We start from the raw sequence: 15534 nt of genomic DNA on the forward strand, positions 1-15534 counted from the left end.
TCTCGGAATCAGCGGGAACACCCGGTCCGTTCCGGAAGGACTAACTTTTCGTCTTGAAAACCGGACGCGAGGCGATTGTGTCTGCAATCGGATGCCTCACCGTGGTTTCCGCTATGTCCGCCGCGGCGAGCGATTCGCGCTTGCGGACGTGAGGCTCACATATGGGAGCAAAACCGCCCGGAGTGAAGCACCCCGGGCGGTTCATCAATAATATTATTCAGCAGCCGCTGCGAGCAGCTTGATCGAGCCGCCAGCCTTTTCGATCTTTTCGATCGCAGACTTGGAAGCGCCGGCAACTTCGAGCGAAACCTTCGCCTTCAGTTCGCCGTCGGCCAGAACGCGGACGCCGTCCTTTTCGCGACGGATGACGCCGGCAGCCTTGAGGGCAGCTGCGTCAACGGTCTTGGAAGCGTCGAGCTTCTTGGCGTCGATTGCCGTCTGGATACGGCCGAGCGACACGACAACAAACTCCGAAGCGAAGATGTTGTTGAAGCCGCGCTTCGGCAGACGACGGTAGATCGGCATCTGGCCGCCTTCGAAGCCGTTGATCGCAACGCCCGAACGAGCCTTCTGACCCTTCACACCGCGACCGGCGGTCTTGCCGGAGCCCGAGCCGATACCACGGCCAAGACGCTTACGGCTGTGGGTCGAGCCTTCGTTGTCCTTGATTTCATTCAGTTTCATGAGCTTATCCCCCTCACTTCTCGTCGACGACGCGAACGAGGTGCTGGACGGTACGGATCATGCCGCGGACAGACGGAGTGTCTTCCAGCGTGCGAACCCGGTGCATCTTGTTGAGGCCCAGGCCGATCAGCGTCTGACGCTGTACGGCCGGACGGCGAATGGGGCTACCGATCTGCTCGACGGTAACGGTCTTCGCTGCGACTTCTTTCTTAGCCATCTGTCAGCTCCCTTATTCTTCGGAAGCAGCGCCGGAGGCAACACGACGAGCCTGGAGCGTGGCGTACTTCATGCCGCGCTGAGCTGCGATGTCCTTCGGGTGCATCTGGTTCTTGAGGGCGTCGAACGTTGCGCGAACCATGTTGTAGGGGTTCGACGAACCGGTCGACTTGGCAACGACGTCATGAACGCCGAGCGTTTCGAAGACGGCGCGCATCGGGCCACCAGCGATGATACCGGTACCGGCCTTGGCCGAACGCAGCAGCACCTTACCGGCGCCATGACGGCCGTGAACGTCGTGATGCAGGGTACGACCACCACGCAGCGGGACGAAAATCAGGTCGCGCTTTGCGGCTTCGGTTGCCTTGCGGATGGCTTCCGGCACTTCGCGCGCCTTGCCATGACCGAAGCCAACGCGGCCCTTCTGGTCGCCAACGACGACGAGAGCGGCGAAACCGAAACGACGACCGCCCTTCACCACCTTGGCGACGCGGTTAATTGCTACGAGCTTATCGACAAATTCGCTGTCGCGCTCTTCGCGGTTCTGGCGATCTTCGCGAGAACCCTTTCTTTCCTGTGCCATTGTCCTTTTCCTTTTTCTTTTCCGGGTGCAATCGGCAGATTGACAAAAGTCGCCCCCGTCCGATGGATCGGATGCGACCGGAAACCTATGAGAGTGCCAGGCAGGCGCAACGCCCGCCTGGCAACCGATCAGAAGTTCAGACCACCTTCACGGGCAGCATCGGCCAAAGCCTTGATGCGGCCGTGATAGATGAAGGCGCCACGATCAAAGACAACGTCCTTGACGCCAGCCTTTACGGCGCGCTCAGCAATGAGCTTGCCGACGGCAGCAGCAGCTGCCGTGTCGGCGCCCGTCTTCAACGACGAACGCAGATCGGTATCGAGGGTGGAGGCAGACGCAAGCGTCTTGCCGGCCACATCGTCGATGACCTGTACGTAGATGTTCTTCGACGAGCGATGAACCGACAGGCGCGGACGGCCATTGGCGACCGCCTTGATTTGACGGCGCACGCGGTTGGCGCGACGCACAAGAGTATCTTTCCTGCTAGCCATTTCGCGTGATCCTTACTTCTTCTTGCCTTCTTTGCGGACAATCCGCTCTTCGGCATACTTGACGCCCTTGCCCTTGTAGGGCTCGGGGCCACGGTATTCGCGGATTTCCGCGGCAACCTGGCCGACCTGCTGCTTGTTGATGCCGGACACGATGATTTCGGTCGGCTTCGGAACAGCAATCGTGATGCCTTCCGGCGTCTGGTAGACGACGTCGTGGCTGAAGCCGAGCGCCAGCTGCAGGTTCTTGCCCTGCATCGACGCACGATAACCAACGCCGTTGATTTCGAGCTTGCGCTCGTAACCGTCCTTGACGCCCTTGAAGATGTTTTCGATCATCGTGCGGGACATGCCCCACTTCGAACGAGCATCCTTGCTCTGGCTGAGCGGCTGTACAACAACCGCATTTTCTTCGAGCTTTACCGAGACTTCGTCGTTTGCAACGAAGAACAGTTCGCCCTTCGGGCCCTTCGCCGTTACCTTCTGGCCATCAACGCTTGCCGTGACGCCTGCCGGAACCTGAACGGGCTTCTTACCGATACGAGACATTTTTATACCTGTCTGTTCGCTATGGAGAACTTGCTACCGTCTTCGATTAGAAGACGGAGCAAAGGATCTCGCCACCAACATTCTGTTCGCGTGCCTGATGATCGGCCATCACGCCCTTCGGGGTCGAAAGGATGGTGATGCCGAGGCCGTTCGCGACCTGCGGAATGGACTTAACCGAGACATAAACTCGGCGGCCCGGCTTGGAAACGCGGCCGATCTCACGGATCACGGAAGCGCCTTCGTAGTACTTCAGTTCGATGTTCAGCTCGGCCTTGCCGTTGCCGAATACGACTTCGGAGTACCCGCGGATGTAGCCTTCAGCCTGAAGAACATCCAGAACACGTGCACGGAGCTTCGAAGCCGGCGTGGAAACGCTCGACTTGCGGCGAGCCGCGCCGTTACGGATACGGGTGAGCATATCGCCCAGCGGATCAGTCATTGCCATGTGCCCGTCTCCTTACCAGCTCGACTTGACAATACCCGGCACCTTGCCGAGGTTGCCCAGTTCGCGAAGCGCAATACGCGACATACGAAGTTTACGATAGAAGGCGCGCGGACGGCCGGTAACTTCGCAACGGTTGCGGATGCGGGTCTTGGATCCATCGCGCGGCAGGCCTGCCAGCTTGATGGTTGCCTTGAACCGCTCTTCAATCGGCAGAGACTGGTTCATGATGGTCGCCTTCAGAGCGGCACGCTTTGCAGCCTGCGAGGCAACCAATTTGCGGCGGCGCTTGTTCTTTTCAACTGCGCTCGTTTTCGCCATTAAAGTTATCCTTCTTTACGCTTGTCGTTACGGATTACTGACGGAACGGGAAGTTGAACTCTGCGAGCAGAGCACGAGCTTCGTCGTCGTTAGTAGCCGTCGTGCAAACGATGATGTCCATGCCCCACATCTGATCAACCTTGTCGTAGTTGATCTCAGGGAACACAATGTGTTCCTTGACGCCCATGGCGAAGTTGCCACGTCCGTCAAAGGACTTCGGGTTGAGGCCACGGAAGTCGCGAACGCGCGGAAGAGCGATGTTCACGAGACGATCGAGGAACTCAAACATCCGAACGCCGCGCAGGGTAACCTTGGCACCAATCGGCATGCCTTCGCGAAGCTTGAAGCCTGCGATGGAGTTGCGAGCGCGGGTGATTACCGGCTTCTGGCCAGCAATCGCTGCGAGGTCGGCAGCAGCAACGGTCGGCTTCTTGGAGTCGCCCGTCGATTCGCCAACACCCATGTTGATGACGATCTTGTCGAGGCGCGGGATCTGCATTTCGTTGGCGTAGGAGAACTTCTCCTGCATAGCCGCACGAATGCGCTCGACATATTCCTTCTTGAGCCGCGGCTCGTAAGCGGACTTAGCCATCGATCACTACTCCCGAACGCTTGGCCACGCGGACCTTCTTGTCGCCATCGATCTTGAAACCGACGCGGGTCGGCTTGCCATCCTTCGGATCGGCAATCGCGATGTTCGAAAGATGGATCGAGGCTTCCTTGTTCATGATGCCGGCTTCCTGGCTCTGGGTCTGGCGCTGGTGACGCTTCACCATGTTTACGCCACGCACGACAGCCCGGTCTTCCTTCGGCATTACCTGTACGACTTCGCCGGTACGACCCTTGTCCTTACCGGTGAGAACGACGACTTTGTCGCCTTTACGGATCTTTTGCATCTCTTAACGCTCCCTTAGAGTACTTCTGGAGCCAGCGAGATGATCTTCATGTGGTTCTTGGCGCGAAGTTCGCGCGGAACCGGTCCGAAGATACGGGTGCCGATCGGCTCTTTCTTGTTATCGATAAGAACGGCTGCGTTGGTGTCAAAACGGATGACAGAGCCATCCGGACGGCGGATGTCCTTCGCAGTGCGAACGACAACAGCCTTCATGACATCACCCTTCTTTACGCGGCCGCGCGGAATGGCTTCCTTGATCGAAACGACAATGATGTCGCCGACCGACGCATACTTGCGCTTGGAGCCGCCCAGCACCTTGATGCACATGACACGACGTGCGCCGGAATTATCCGCCACGTCGAGGTTTGTTTGCATCTGAATCATGTCAGGTCGCCTTCTTGTTGTTACCAGGCCGGTTGGGTCGAAACCCCCTCGCCCGGCTTATAGTGCTCATCTCAAAGCAAAAGAACGCCCGGAATCGAGCGTTCCCCTGCTTCAATTGCGTGCTTCATACAGGTATTTTCCCAAGACGCAAGGGTCTTGGCGTCAAAACCTGCTGAAATCAAGCGTGGGCGGCGACTACCGTCCAGCGCTTATCCTTCGAGATCGGCGCGCATTCCTCGATGGAAACGACGTCACCAACCTTGTACTGGTTGTTTTCGTCATGCGCCTTGTACTTCTTCGAGCGACGGACGGTCTTCTGGAGGATCGGGTGCGCAAAGCGGCGCTCGACCCGTACGACGACGGTCTTGTCGTTCTTGTCGCTGACAACAGTGCCCTGCAGAATGCGTTTCGGCATATTTTCTGGTCCTTAGGCCTTGGCTTCTGCCGCCTTCTGGCGGGCAATGGTTTTGACGCGTGCGATGTCCTTGCGGACTTCGTTGATACGCGAAGACTTCTCGAGCTGGCCGGTTGCCTTCTGGAAGCGCAGGTTGAACTGCTCCTTCTTCAGCTTGGCGAGCTCTTCGTTGAGTTGATCGGCGCTCAGGGCGCGAACATCTACAGCTTTCATGAGTTCACTCCTTACTCTGCGATACGCTGCACGAAGCGCGTCTTGACAGAGAGCTTGGCAGCGCCAAGACGAAGTGCCTCACGGGCAAGTTCTTCGCTGACACCATCGATCTCAAACATCATTCGGCCGGGCTTGACCTTGCATGCCCAGTATTCGACCGAACCCTTACCCTTACCCATGCGGACTTCCGTCGGCTTGGCGGTAACCGGAACGTCAGGGAACACACGGATCCAGACGCGGCCGGCGCGCTTCATGTGACGCGTGATCGCGCGGCGGGCCGCTTCGATCTCGCGCGCATTCACGCGGTTGGGTTCCTGAGCCTTAAGGCCGAATTCACCGAAAGCGAGATCAGATCCGCCCTTGGCTACGCCCTTGATGCGGCCCTTGAACTGCTTGCGATACTTCGTACGCTTTGGCTGCAACATTTTTTTACTTCTCCGATATTGGCTGCCAAACGCGAATGTTACGCGTTTTCACGACGGCGGTCACGATCGCCACGGTCGCGATCACGGCCTGCCGGGCCCTGGTTGTCACTTTCGATCGCGCGACGCTCGGAAGCCATCGGATCGTGCTCAAGGATTTCGCCCTTGAAGATCCAGACCTTGATGCCGCAGATACCGAAAGCGGTTTCCGCTTCAGCCGTGCCGTAGTCGATGTCCGCACGCAGCGTGTGCAGCGGAACGCGACCTTCGCGGTACCATTCGGTACGAGCGATTTCGGCGCCACCGAGACGGCCGGCGCAGGTGATCTTGATGCCTTCGGCGCCAAGACGCATGGCCGACTGAACAGCGCGCTTCATCGCACGACGGAAAGCCACGCGGCGCTCGAGCTGCTGGGCAATCGACTGAGCAACGAGCGTTGCGTCGACTTCCGGCTTGCGCACTTCAACGATGTTGAGGTGCGTTTCAGAGCTGGTCATCTCGGAAAGCTTCTTGCGGAGCTTCTCGATGTCAGCGCCCTTCTTGCCGATGATCAGGCCCGGACGAGCAGAGTGGATCGTGACGCGGCACTTCTTGTGCGGACGCTCGATAACCACCTTGGCAATGCCGGCAGCCTTGAGTTCTTCCATCAGGTAAGCGCGGATCTTCAGGTCTTCGTGAAGAAGCTGGCCGTATTCGGCGTTGTCCGCGAACCAGCGGCTGTCCCAGGTCCGGTTGATACCGAGACGGAAGCCGATTGGATTAATCTTCTGACCCATTATGCGGCCTCCCCTTTGGCTTCCACTTCACGGACGACGATCGTCAAGTGCGAGAACGGCTTTTCGACACGCGATGCACGGCCGCGACCACGGGCGTGGAAGCGCTTCATGACAATCGACTTGCCAACGTAAGCTTCTGCAACGACGAGCGAATCGACGTCGAGATCGTGGTTGTTCTCTGCGTTTGCAATGGCAGATTCAAGGGTCTTCTTGACCGTCTCTGCAATGCGCTTGCGGGAGAATTCCAGTTCGGCCAGAGCGCGATCGACCTTCTTGCCGCGGATCATCGCGGCAACCAGGTTGAGCTTCTGGGGGCTGACGCGGATCGTGCGCGCAACTGCCTGCGCCTCATTATCCTTCAGCCGGCGTTCGGCTTTTGCCTTGCCCATTGTTACTTCCTCTTTGCCTTCTTGTCCGCACCGTGACCGTAGTAGGTCCGGGTCGGAGAGAATTCACCAAACTTGTGGCCGACCATGTCTTCGTTGACGCTGACCGGAACGTGCTTGCTGCCGTTGTAGACGCCGAAGGTGAGACCGACAAACTGCGGAAGGATCGTGGAGCGGCGGCTCCAGATCTTGATCACTTCGTTGCGACCGCCTTCGCGGACCTTCTCAGCCTTCTTGAGAAGATAACCGTCAACGAACGGACCTTTCCATACTGAACGAGTCATTCGAGACTTCCTCTCTTACTTCTTCTTCTGGTGGCGCGAGCGCATGATGAACTTGTCGGTCGACTTGTTCGAGCGCGTACGCTTACCCTTCGTGGGCTTGCCCCACGGGGTAACCGGGTGACGACCACCCGAGGTACGGCCTTCACCACCGCCGTGCGGGTGGTCAACCGGGTTCATGACGACGCCGCGAACGTGCGGCTTCTTGCCACGCCAACGCGAACGACCAGCCTTACCGTCATTGATGTTGCCGTGGTCGGGGTTCGACACGGCGCCGATCGATGCGAGGCAGGAACCATGCACCAGGCGCTGTTCGCCAGAGTTCAGGCGAAGGATCGCCATGCCCTGGTCGCGGCCAACGAGCTGTGCGTAGGTACCGGCGGAGCGGGCCATCTGGCCGCCCTTGCCCGGCTTCATTTCCACGTTGTGGATGATGGAGCCGACCGGGATGTACTGCAGCGGCATCGTGTTGCCGGGCTTCACGTCAACGGCCTTCTCCGAAGCGATGACCTTGTCGCCGGCAGCGAGGCGCTGCGGAGCGAGGATGTAGGCCTTTTCGCCGTCGGCGTAGTTGACGAGCGCGATGAACGCGGTGCGGTTCGGGTCGTATTCCAGACGCTCGACGGTGCCTTCGACGTCGAACTTGCGACGCTTGAAGTCTACCAGACGATAGGTGCGCTTGTGACCGCCGCCCTGAAAGCGAACGGTGATGCGACCGAGGTTGTTGCGACCGCCCTTGGAAGACAGGCCTTCGGTCAGCGCCTTGACCGGCTTGCCCTTGTAGAGGCCGGACCGGTCAACGATGACCAGCTGACGCTGGCTCGGGGTCGTCGGATTGAAATTTTTCAATGCCATTTTCTTGTTCCCTTTTGGGTTTTTACCCTAATGGGCCTATCCGTTAGAGACCGGTGGAGACGTCGATGGACTGACCGTCGGCGAGCGTGATGACCGCCTTCTTCACGTCCTTCTGCTTTCCGGCAAAGCCGCGGAAACGCTTCGTCTTGCCCTTGCGGACCAGCGTGTTCACGGCCGTAACCTTGACGCCGAACAGAGCTTCGACAGCAGCCTTGATCTCAGGCTTCGAAGCGTCCTTGGCGACGTTGAAGACGACCTGGTTCTGTTCGGAAACCAGCGTCGACTTTTCAGTGATCGAGGGAGACACGATCACGTCGTAGTGGCGAAGATCCGTCATTTGAACCGCTCCTCCAGAGCTTCCACGGCAGCCTTGGAAAGCACGAGCTTGCCACGGCGCAGAATGTCGTAAACGTTGATGCCCTGAACCGGCAGAACGTCCACATTCGGGATGTTCTGGGCTGCGAGCTTGAAGTTGTTCTCGATCTCGGCGCCGCCGATGATGAGAGCGTTGGTGAGGCCGAGCGAGGCAAACACGCCGGCGAGTGCCTTGGTCTTGGCTTCCTTGGCAACGAGATCGTCGATGACGATGATCTCTTCAGCCTTCAGCTTGGCCGAGAGCGCATGGCGCAGGCCGAGAGCACGAACCTTCTTCGGAAGGTCGTGTGCGTGGCTGCGGACAACCGGGCCATGAGCCTTACCACCGCCGCGGAACTGCGGAGCACGAGCGGAGTGGTGGCGGGCGCGGCCCGTACCCTTCTGCTTGTACATCTTGGCGCCGGTGCGCGAAACTTCCGCGCGGCCCTTGGCCTTGTGCGTGCCCTGCTGCTTCTTGGCGAGCTGCCAGCGAACGACGCGGGCAATGATGTCTTCACGGGGTTCGAGGCCGAAAATGGCGTCCGAAAGGGAAACCTTTCCTGCGTCCTTGCCCTCGAGGGTTTTGACGTTGAGATCCATTACTCGGCTCCCTTACTTCGATGCTTCGGCGCGCACAGCGGCCGGACGCGGAGCGCCTTCCGGGGTGCCCGACTTGATGGCGTCACGAACGACGATCCAGGCACCCTTGGAGCCGGGGACAGCGCCCTTGACCAGGATCAGACCGCGGTCTTCATCGGTCGATACGACTTCCAGGTTCTGGGTGGTGACGCGCGTCTGGCCCATGTGACCAGCCATGCGCTTGCCCTTCCAAACGCGGCCCGGATCCTGGTTGGAACCGGTAGAACCATGCGAACGGTGCGATACGGAAACGCCGTGCGTTGCACGCAGACCGCCGAAGTTGTGGCGCTTGATGGCGCCGGCAAAGCCCTTACCGATCGTGGTACCGGTGACGTCGACGAGCTGACCGGCAACGAAATGGTTCGCCGTCAGTTCTGCACCGATGTCGATCAGGTTGTCCGCGGAAACGCGGAACTCGACGAGCTTCGCCTTCGGCTCGACGTTGGCAGCAGCAAAGTGGCCGCGCATCGCCTTCGGCGTGTTCTTGACCTTGGAGCGGCCAGCACCGAGCTGGACAGCAACGTAGCCGTTCTTTTCTTCCGTACGCTGGGCTACCACCTGGCAGCTTTCCAGCTTCAAAACTGTAACCGGGATATGCTCACCGGCGTCGTTATAGACGCGGGTCATTCCCACTTTCTGTGCAATCACACCTGAACGCATTGGTTCATTCCTCTTGAGAGTTAGTGACGGAGCAAGCCCCTTCACATCTCTGGTTTAAGGTCTCCTTGAGATCATCCGATCTTGAGGTCGCCCGTTTTTGGAAGCCGTTGGACCGGGGTCCACGTACCTTCCTTGTTTATTAAAGCTTGATTTCCACGTCGACGCCGGCAGCCAGGTCGAGCTTCATCAGCGCGTCAACGGTCTGCGGGGTCGGGTCTACGATGTCGAGAAGGCGCTTGTGGGTGCGCATTTCGAACTGTTCACGGCTCTTCTTGTCGACGTGCGGCGAGCGGTTGACCGTAAACTTTTCAATGCGCGTCGGCAGCGGTACGGGACCGCGCACGCTTGCACCGGTACGCTTTGCAGTCGACACGATTTCACGCGTCGAGGCGTCGAGGATCCGGTGATCAAACGCCTTGAGGCGGATGCGGATGTTCTGGCCGTTCATACGACTTATCCTTGTTCAGGTTACTTGCGGTTTCCGTGGAAAAACACGCAGTGAACTTCGTTTAATTTCGGCCAGTCCGCTAACTTTTCAAAGATCGGAGGGACAGGGTTTCCCCTGCCCCTTCCTATTTGAGCGGCCGTGGCCGGCCTGTCTTTCTGTGAGCGCACAACGTCGAAGCACCGTGCAAATCACGCGTGGGCGCCATTTGCACTATTTCGTCGTCTTCGGCAAGCCGTGCGACCAACTAAATCTTTCGGGGCGGGTATGTCCAAGGCGCATAGCACATGCGCCTTGTGTCTTCCCGCCCTCAGTCTCGTCGATTACTCGACGATCGAGGCAACGATGCCGGCGCCGACGGTACGGCCGCCTTCGCGGATAGCGAAGCGCAGCTTTTCTTCCATCGCGATCGGAACGATCAGCTCAACGGCAACCGTGACGTTGTCGCCCGGCATAACCATTTCCGTGCCTTCCGGCAGCGTGACGATGCCCGTAACGTCCGTCGTGCGGAAGTAGAACTGCGGACGGTAGTTGGTGAAGAACGGCGTATGACGGCCGCCTTCTTCCTTCGTCAGGATGTAGGCTTCGGCCATGAACTTCTTGTGCGGCTTGACCGAACCCGGCTTGCACAGGATCTGGCCACGCTCAACGCCGTCACGGTTAACACCACGGATCAGCGCGCCGATGTTGTCGCCGGCCTGGCCCTGGTCGAGCAGCTTGCGGAACATTTCAACGCCCGTAACCGTCGTCTTCGACGTGTCGCGGATGCCGACGATTTCGACTTCTTCGCCAACCTTGACGATGCCGCGCTCAACGCGACCGGTCACAACCGTACCACGGCCCGAGATCGAGAACACGTCTTCGATCGGCATCAGGAACGGCTGGTCGATCGGACGCTCAGGCGTCGGGATGTAGGCGTCAACGGCAGCCATCAGCTCGCGGATCGCGTCTTCGCCGATCTTCTTGTCCGAATCTTCCAGAGCAGCAAGAGCCGAGCCCTTGATGATCGGAATGTCGTCGCCCGGGAATTCGTAGGACGACAGAAGTTCGCGAACTTCCAGTTCGACGAGCTCGAGAAGCTCGGCGTCGTCAACCTGGTCGACCTTGTTGAGGAACACGACGATTGCCGGAACGCCAACCTGGCGAGCAAGCAGGATGTGCTCGCGGGTCTGCGGCATCGGGCCGTCAGCAGCCGAGCAAACCAGGATCGCGCCGTCCATCTGCGCTGCACCGGTGATCATGTTCTTGACGTAGTCGGCGTGGCCGGGGCAGTCAACGTGAGCGTAGTGACGGTTCGGCGTCTCATACTCAACGTGGGCCGTCGAAATCGTGATACCACGGGCCTTTTCTTCCGGAGCGGCGTCGATCTGGTCGTACGCCTTGAACTCGCCGAAGTACTTCGTGATCGCTGCGGTCAGCGACGTCTTGCCATGGTCAACGTGGCCAATCGTGCCAATGTTAACGTGCGGCTTGTTGCGCTCAAATTTGCTCTTTGCCATTTCCGGCTCTCCGTTTTCTATCCCCTACCGGGGAAAACTTTTAACTTCTGTCAGCGTCTGGGTATTCCGGTCACTTCTGACCGGAATACTTCGCCTGGATTTCCTGCGCGACGTTCGACGGAACCGGCGCGTAGTGATCGAAGGTCATCGTGTACTGCGCGCGGCCCTGAGACATGGAGCGCAGGTTGTCGACGTACTTGAACATGTTCGCCAGCGGAACGTTTGCGTTGATCACAACGGCAACGCCACGCGATTCCTGGCCCTGGATCTGGCCACGGCGGGAGTTCAGGTCGCCGATAACGTCGCCGACGTAGTCTTCCGGCGTTACGACTTCGACCTTCATCATCGGCTCGAGAAGCTGTGCACCAGCCTTCTTGGCCGCTTCACGGAAGCAAGCACGCGATGCGATTTCGAAGGCGAGAACCGACGAGTCGACGTCGTGGAATGCACCGTCGATGAGCGTCGCCTTGACGCCGAGCATCGGGAAGCCAGCGAGCGGACCCGAAGACAGAACGCTTTCGATACCCTTCTGAACGCCCGGGATGTATTCCTTCGGAACAGCACCGCCGACGATCTTGGATTCGAAGACGAAATCTTCGCCATCCGGGTTCGGTTCGAACACGAGCTTGACGCGCGCGAACTGACCGGTACCACCGGACTGCTTCTTGTGCGTGTAGTCTTCTTCGTGCTGACGCGTGATGGTTTCGCGGTAGGCAACCTGCGGAGCACCGACGTTTGCTTCAACCTTGAACTCGCGACGCATACGGTCGACGATGATGTCGAGGTGAAGTTCACCCATGCCAGCGATGATCGTCTGGCCGGATTCCTGGTCGGTCTTGACGCGGAACGACGGGTCTTCAGCTGCCAGGCGGTTGAGGGCGAGGCCCATCTTTTCCTGGTCGCCCTTGGACTTCGGCTCGATCGCGATCTGGATGACCGGCTCGGGGAATTCCATGCGCTCGAGGATAACCGGCTTCAGCGGGTCGCAGAGCGTGTCACCCGTGGTGGTTTCCTTGAGACCGGCGAGAGCAACGATGTCGCCTGCAAAGGCTTCTTCGATGTCTTCACGGCTGTTCGAGTGCATCTGCAGCATGCGGCCGACGCGCTCGCGCTTGTCCTTGACCGTGTTCATGACAGACGAGCCCTTTTCGAGCTTGCCCGAGTAGATGCGTGCGAAGGTCAGCGAACCGACGAAGGGGTCGTTCATGATCTTGAACGCGAGCATCGAAAGCGGCTCGGCATCGTCAGCATGACGTTCGATTTCAGCTTCGGTCTTGGCGTCGATGCCCTTGATCGCCGGAATGTCGAGCGGCGACGGCAGGTAATCGACAACCGCGTCGAGAAGCGGCTGAACGCCCTTGTTCTTGAACGCGGTACCGCAGAACATCGGGTGGAACTTCACGTCGATGGTGCCGCGGCGAACGAGTTCGCGGATCTTGTCGTTCGAGGGCATGTTGCCTTCGAGGTAGGCTTCCATCGCGGCTTCGTCGATCTCGACAACGGTCTCGATCAGCTTTTCGCGATATTCTTCAGCCTTGTCCTTCATGTCGTCCGGGATCTCGACGACGTCCCACTGGGCGCCGAGCGATTCGTCGCGCCAGACGAGAGCGTTCATCTCGACCAGGTCGATAACACCCTTGAACTCGGTTTCAGCGCCGATCGGCAGCTGCATGACGACGGCGATCGCGCCCAGACGGGTCTTGATCATCTCGACCGAGCGGTAGAAGTCCGCGCCGGTCTTGTCCATCTTGTTGCAGAAGATCATGCGCGGAACGTTGTACTTTTCCGCCTGACGCCAGACGGTTTCCGTCTGCGGCTCAACACCGGCGTTGGCATCGAGAAGCGCGATAGCGCCGTCGAGAACGCGCAGCGAACGCTCGACTTCGATGGTGAAGTCAACGTGGCCGGGGGTGTCGATGATGTTGAAGCGGCGAGCCTTGCCGTCACGACCCTTCCAGAAGGTGGTCGTCGCAGCAGACGTGATCGTGATGCCGCGTTCCTGCTCCTGCTCCATCCAGTCCATGGTAGCGGCGCCGTCGTGGACTTCGCCGATTTTGTGGGACTTGCCGGTGTAGTAAAGGATGCGCTCGGTCGTCGTGGTCTTGCCGGCGTCGATGTGCGCCATGATACCGAAGTTACGGTAATCTTCGATTTTGTATTCGCGTGCCATAGTGGACTGCCTCTTGAGACGTTCGCGCCAGAATTACCAGCGATAGTGCGAGAACGCACGGTTGGCATCAGCCATCTTGTGCGTGTCTTCGCGCTTCTTCACGGCGCTACCACGGTTGTTCGCTGCGTCCATGAGTTCGCCGCAGAGGCGATCAACCATGGTCGTTTCGTTGCGCTTGCGTGCAGCCGTGATCAGCCAACGGATGGCGAGAGCCTGACGGCGCTCCGGACGAACGTCGACCGGAACCTGGTAGGTTGCACCACCAACGCGACGCGAACGCACTTCGACGTGCGGCGCGATGTTGTCGAGCGCGGAATGGAATACAGCGATCGGCTCCTGCTTCAGCTTGGTCTGAACCGCATCGAACGCACCGTAAACGATGCTTTCAGCGACCGACTTCTTGCCGTGCAGCATGATCGCGTTCATGAACTTCGTGACAACCAGATCACCGAACTTCGGATCCGGGTTGATCTCACGCTTTTCTGCTCTATGACGTCTGGACATACTTCTCGTCTCTTCAAACTATTTAGCGCTCTACCACGCGGAGGACCTCGCGCAGCGCCGGGATTTTCAAAACCGAATTACTTCGGACGCTTCGCACCGTACTTCGAACGGCGCTGCTTGCGGTTCTTGACGCCCTGGGTATCGAGAACACCACGGATGATGTGATAACGAACGCCCGGAAGGTCCTTAACGCGGCCGCCACGGATCATCACGACCGAGTGTTCCTGAAGGTTGTGGCCTTCACCCGGAATGTAGCCGATGACTTCGAAGCCGTTCGTCAGGCGAATCTTGGCAACCTTACGCAGAGCCGAGTTCGGCTTCTTCGGGGTCGTCGTGTAAACGCGGGTGCAAACGCCACGCTTCTGCGGGTTTTCCTGCAGAGCAGGAACCTTGTTGCGCTTTACCTGTGCCTGACGAGGCTTACGGATCAGCTGGTTTACGGTAGGCATATACCCATCCCTTGCAAAATCTTGTCACATTACCCTTGCGGGCGGATCGTTGCCGTCGCCGGCAGTTTCGAACGCCTCATGAAATGCGCAAAACAAGGGCCGATCCGCCTTTTCCGCAGATGGCCCCAAATAAAGCAGAGGACGCACTATCGTGTGCGTCGTGCGTGCAGCATTGTAGTCGTCAGCGTGCGTTTCGAACCTTGTTTGAGGCGAACTTCAGAACGCGACGTTCCGAACCAGCCAGCCTCACATGGGCTCCGATGCGGCGGGGTGTACTGATTTCAAGGCGAACAGTCAAGGGCAATTAAGAAATATTCCCGGACGCGTTCGCCCGGCATGCCTGAAAAACAAGGCTTTTGCACATGGTTTGGCGCCTGGCGCCCGCCTCATCTGCCCCTCTATGCCCGGAGTGTCTGACGGGATTAAGGAATCGGCAACCACTTTGTGGGGGTTTTCCACCGCGATCGACTCGCTCTCCACGGCAAGCGTCCGCGCGGCACTGCATTTCCATCGCGCTGATTCAAAAAGGACGCTAAGGTCGCACCAAGCCCATTCGAAAGGAAACAAAATGGCCGTCACCCCAGACAACGACAATGCCCCGGACGAGCCGATGGTGTTCATCATCATCGGCAAAGCCTACGAGACCGACGGCGACGAGGACGGCGTGGACATTCACGTGATGCTGAAGGCGCCCGACGACGACACCGCGGTGCGCGAAGCGCTCAACGCGCTTGCCGAAGAAGGTTTTCTGGAGGCCGACCTGGACCAGATCGGCACATTGACCGACGTTCCGAGCGAAGAGCCGCACGCCTCCGCCTATCAGGGCGCACTCGAAGGCGAAGTCGCGATCATCCGCTTCAGCTGATCAGCCGAAAACGAATTCCGCCGCTCGCGGCGGCACATC

The 15534-nt window shown here is 58.9% G+C and carries 26 protein-coding genes; 1 reads left to right on the plus strand and 25 read right to left on the minus strand.

Annotated elements, in window-relative coordinates; all coding sequences use genetic code 11:
• Window positions 1–213: 213 nt before the first annotated feature.
• The 25 genes from rplO to rpsL form a co-directional block, all read right to left on the minus strand.
• Window positions 214–684, minus strand: a complete 471-nt coding sequence (rplO, locus tag M2267_RS26390) for a 50S ribosomal protein L15 (RefSeq protein WP_034795576.1) — start codon at window positions 682–684, stop codon at window positions 214–216.
• Between the two features lie 13 nt (window positions 685–697).
• Window positions 698–901, minus strand: coding sequence for a 50S ribosomal protein L30 (rpmD, locus tag M2267_RS26395; protein ID WP_043623384.1), 204 nt, complete (start codon window positions 899–901; stop codon window positions 698–700).
• Between the two features lie 12 nt (window positions 902–913).
• Window positions 914–1483, minus strand: coding sequence for a 30S ribosomal protein S5 (gene rpsE, locus M2267_RS26400; protein WP_065776805.1), 570 nt, complete (start codon window positions 1481–1483; stop codon window positions 914–916).
• Window positions 1484–1611: 128 nt separating this feature from the next.
• Window positions 1612–1974 (minus strand): 50S ribosomal protein L18, encoded by a 363-nt coding sequence (gene rplR, locus M2267_RS26405; RefSeq protein WP_043623388.1) that lies wholly within the window; start codon window positions 1972–1974, stop codon window positions 1612–1614.
• 12 nt (window positions 1975–1986) lie between these two features.
• Entirely contained in the window at window positions 1987–2520 is a 534-nt protein-coding gene (gene rplF / locus M2267_RS26410; protein WP_043623391.1) for a 50S ribosomal protein L6, read from the minus strand.
• A gap of 46 nt (window positions 2521–2566) precedes the next feature.
• Window positions 2567–2965 carry a 30S ribosomal protein S8 gene (rpsH, locus tag M2267_RS26415; RefSeq protein WP_025426677.1) on the minus strand — a complete coding sequence of 133 codons (399 nt, stop codon included), beginning with the start codon at window positions 2963–2965 and terminating at the stop codon, window positions 2567–2569.
• Between the two features lie 12 nt (window positions 2966–2977).
• A complete protein-coding gene (gene rpsN, locus M2267_RS26420; RefSeq protein WP_034795562.1) occupies window positions 2978–3283 on the minus strand; it encodes a 30S ribosomal protein S14 in 306 nt (101 codons plus the stop codon).
• A gap of 34 nt (window positions 3284–3317) precedes the next feature.
• Window positions 3318–3875 carry a 50S ribosomal protein L5 gene (rplE, locus tag M2267_RS26425; RefSeq protein ID WP_043623396.1) on the minus strand — a complete coding sequence of 186 codons (558 nt, stop codon included), beginning with the start codon at window positions 3873–3875 and terminating at the stop codon, window positions 3318–3320.
• Window positions 3868–4179: a 50S ribosomal protein L24 gene (rplX, locus tag M2267_RS26430; RefSeq protein WP_429118651.1), complete on the minus strand. Its 312-nt coding sequence runs from the start codon at window positions 4177–4179 to the stop codon at window positions 3868–3870. The genes rplE and rplX overlap by 8 nt, the downstream gene beginning before the upstream one ends.
• 14 nt (window positions 4180–4193) lie before the next feature.
• Entirely contained in the window at window positions 4194–4562 is a 369-nt protein-coding gene (gene rplN / locus M2267_RS26435; RefSeq protein ID WP_034795548.1) for a 50S ribosomal protein L14, read from the minus strand.
• 178 nt (window positions 4563–4740) lie between these two features.
• On the minus strand, window positions 4741–4977 hold the full coding sequence (gene rpsQ / locus M2267_RS26440; protein WP_034795546.1) for a 30S ribosomal protein S17: 237 nt from the start codon (window positions 4975–4977) through the stop codon (window positions 4741–4743).
• Between the two features lie 12 nt (window positions 4978–4989).
• Window positions 4990–5190: a 50S ribosomal protein L29 gene (gene rpmC, locus M2267_RS26445; protein WP_034795543.1), complete on the minus strand. Its 201-nt coding sequence runs from the start codon at window positions 5188–5190 to the stop codon at window positions 4990–4992.
• A gap of 11 nt (window positions 5191–5201) precedes the next feature.
• A complete protein-coding gene (gene rplP / locus M2267_RS26450; RefSeq protein ID WP_011975175.1) occupies window positions 5202–5615 on the minus strand; it encodes a 50S ribosomal protein L16 in 414 nt (137 codons plus the stop codon).
• Window positions 5616–5653: 38 nt separating this feature from the next.
• Window positions 5654–6388 (minus strand): 30S ribosomal protein S3, encoded by a 735-nt coding sequence (gene rpsC / locus M2267_RS26455; protein ID WP_034795537.1) that lies wholly within the window; start codon window positions 6386–6388, stop codon window positions 5654–5656.
• The gene (gene rplV / locus M2267_RS26460) at window positions 6388–6777 is read right to left on the minus strand and encodes a 50S ribosomal protein L22 (RefSeq protein ID WP_034795534.1); all 390 of its coding nucleotides are present in this window, start codon (window positions 6775–6777) and stop codon (window positions 6388–6390) included. The genes rpsC and rplV overlap by 1 nt, the downstream gene beginning before the upstream one ends.
• A 2-nt stretch (window positions 6778–6779) precedes the next feature.
• Entirely contained in the window at window positions 6780–7058 is a 279-nt protein-coding gene (rpsS, locus tag M2267_RS26465) for a 30S ribosomal protein S19 (RefSeq protein ID WP_018239488.1), read from the minus strand.
• A gap of 15 nt (window positions 7059–7073) precedes the next feature.
• Window positions 7074–7910, minus strand: a complete 837-nt coding sequence (gene rplB, locus M2267_RS26470) for a 50S ribosomal protein L2 (protein ID WP_043623402.1) — start codon at window positions 7908–7910, stop codon at window positions 7074–7076.
• A gap of 43 nt (window positions 7911–7953) precedes the next feature.
• Window positions 7954–8247 (minus strand): 50S ribosomal protein L23, encoded by a 294-nt coding sequence (locus tag M2267_RS26475; RefSeq protein WP_034795524.1) that lies wholly within the window; start codon window positions 8245–8247, stop codon window positions 7954–7956.
• The gene (gene rplD, locus M2267_RS26480; protein ID WP_034795521.1) at window positions 8244–8864 is read right to left on the minus strand and encodes a 50S ribosomal protein L4; all 621 of its coding nucleotides are present in this window, start codon (window positions 8862–8864) and stop codon (window positions 8244–8246) included. Before rplD ends, M2267_RS26475 begins: the two co-directional genes overlap by 4 nt.
• A gap of 12 nt (window positions 8865–8876) precedes the next feature.
• A complete protein-coding gene (gene rplC / locus M2267_RS26485; protein ID WP_034795518.1) occupies window positions 8877–9563 on the minus strand; it encodes a 50S ribosomal protein L3 in 687 nt (228 codons plus the stop codon).
• Between the two features lie 139 nt (window positions 9564–9702).
• Complete coding sequence (gene rpsJ / locus M2267_RS26490; RefSeq protein WP_003507767.1) at window positions 9703–10011, minus strand: 30S ribosomal protein S10; 309 nt, start codon at window positions 10009–10011, stop codon at window positions 9703–9705.
• Window positions 10012–10331: 320 nt separating this feature from the next.
• Window positions 10332–11507: an elongation factor Tu gene (gene tuf, locus M2267_RS26495; RefSeq protein ID WP_034795467.1), complete on the minus strand. Its 1176-nt coding sequence runs from the start codon at window positions 11505–11507 to the stop codon at window positions 10332–10334.
• A gap of 70 nt (window positions 11508–11577) precedes the next feature.
• Window positions 11578–13677, minus strand: a complete 2100-nt coding sequence (gene fusA / locus M2267_RS26500; protein ID WP_043626308.1) for an elongation factor G — start codon at window positions 13675–13677, stop codon at window positions 11578–11580.
• Between the two features lie 33 nt (window positions 13678–13710).
• Window positions 13711–14181 (minus strand): 30S ribosomal protein S7, encoded by a 471-nt coding sequence (gene rpsG / locus M2267_RS26505; protein ID WP_043626305.1) that lies wholly within the window; start codon window positions 14179–14181, stop codon window positions 13711–13713.
• A 77-nt stretch (window positions 14182–14258) separates the two neighbouring features.
• Window positions 14259–14630, minus strand: coding sequence for a 30S ribosomal protein S12 (gene rpsL, locus M2267_RS26510; protein WP_003507760.1), 372 nt, complete (start codon window positions 14628–14630; stop codon window positions 14259–14261).
• Window positions 14631–15198: 568 nt separating this feature from the next.
• Here rpsL and M2267_RS26515 point away from each other — a divergent pair.
• Window positions 15199–15495, plus strand: coding sequence for a hypothetical protein (locus tag M2267_RS26515; protein ID WP_034795498.1), 297 nt, complete (start codon window positions 15199–15201; stop codon window positions 15493–15495).
• Window positions 15496–15534 lie beyond the last annotated feature (39 nt).

The organism is Ensifer sp. KUDG1, assembly GCF_050434285.1.
GTDB lineage: Bacteria > Pseudomonadota > Alphaproteobacteria > Rhizobiales > Rhizobiaceae > Ensifer.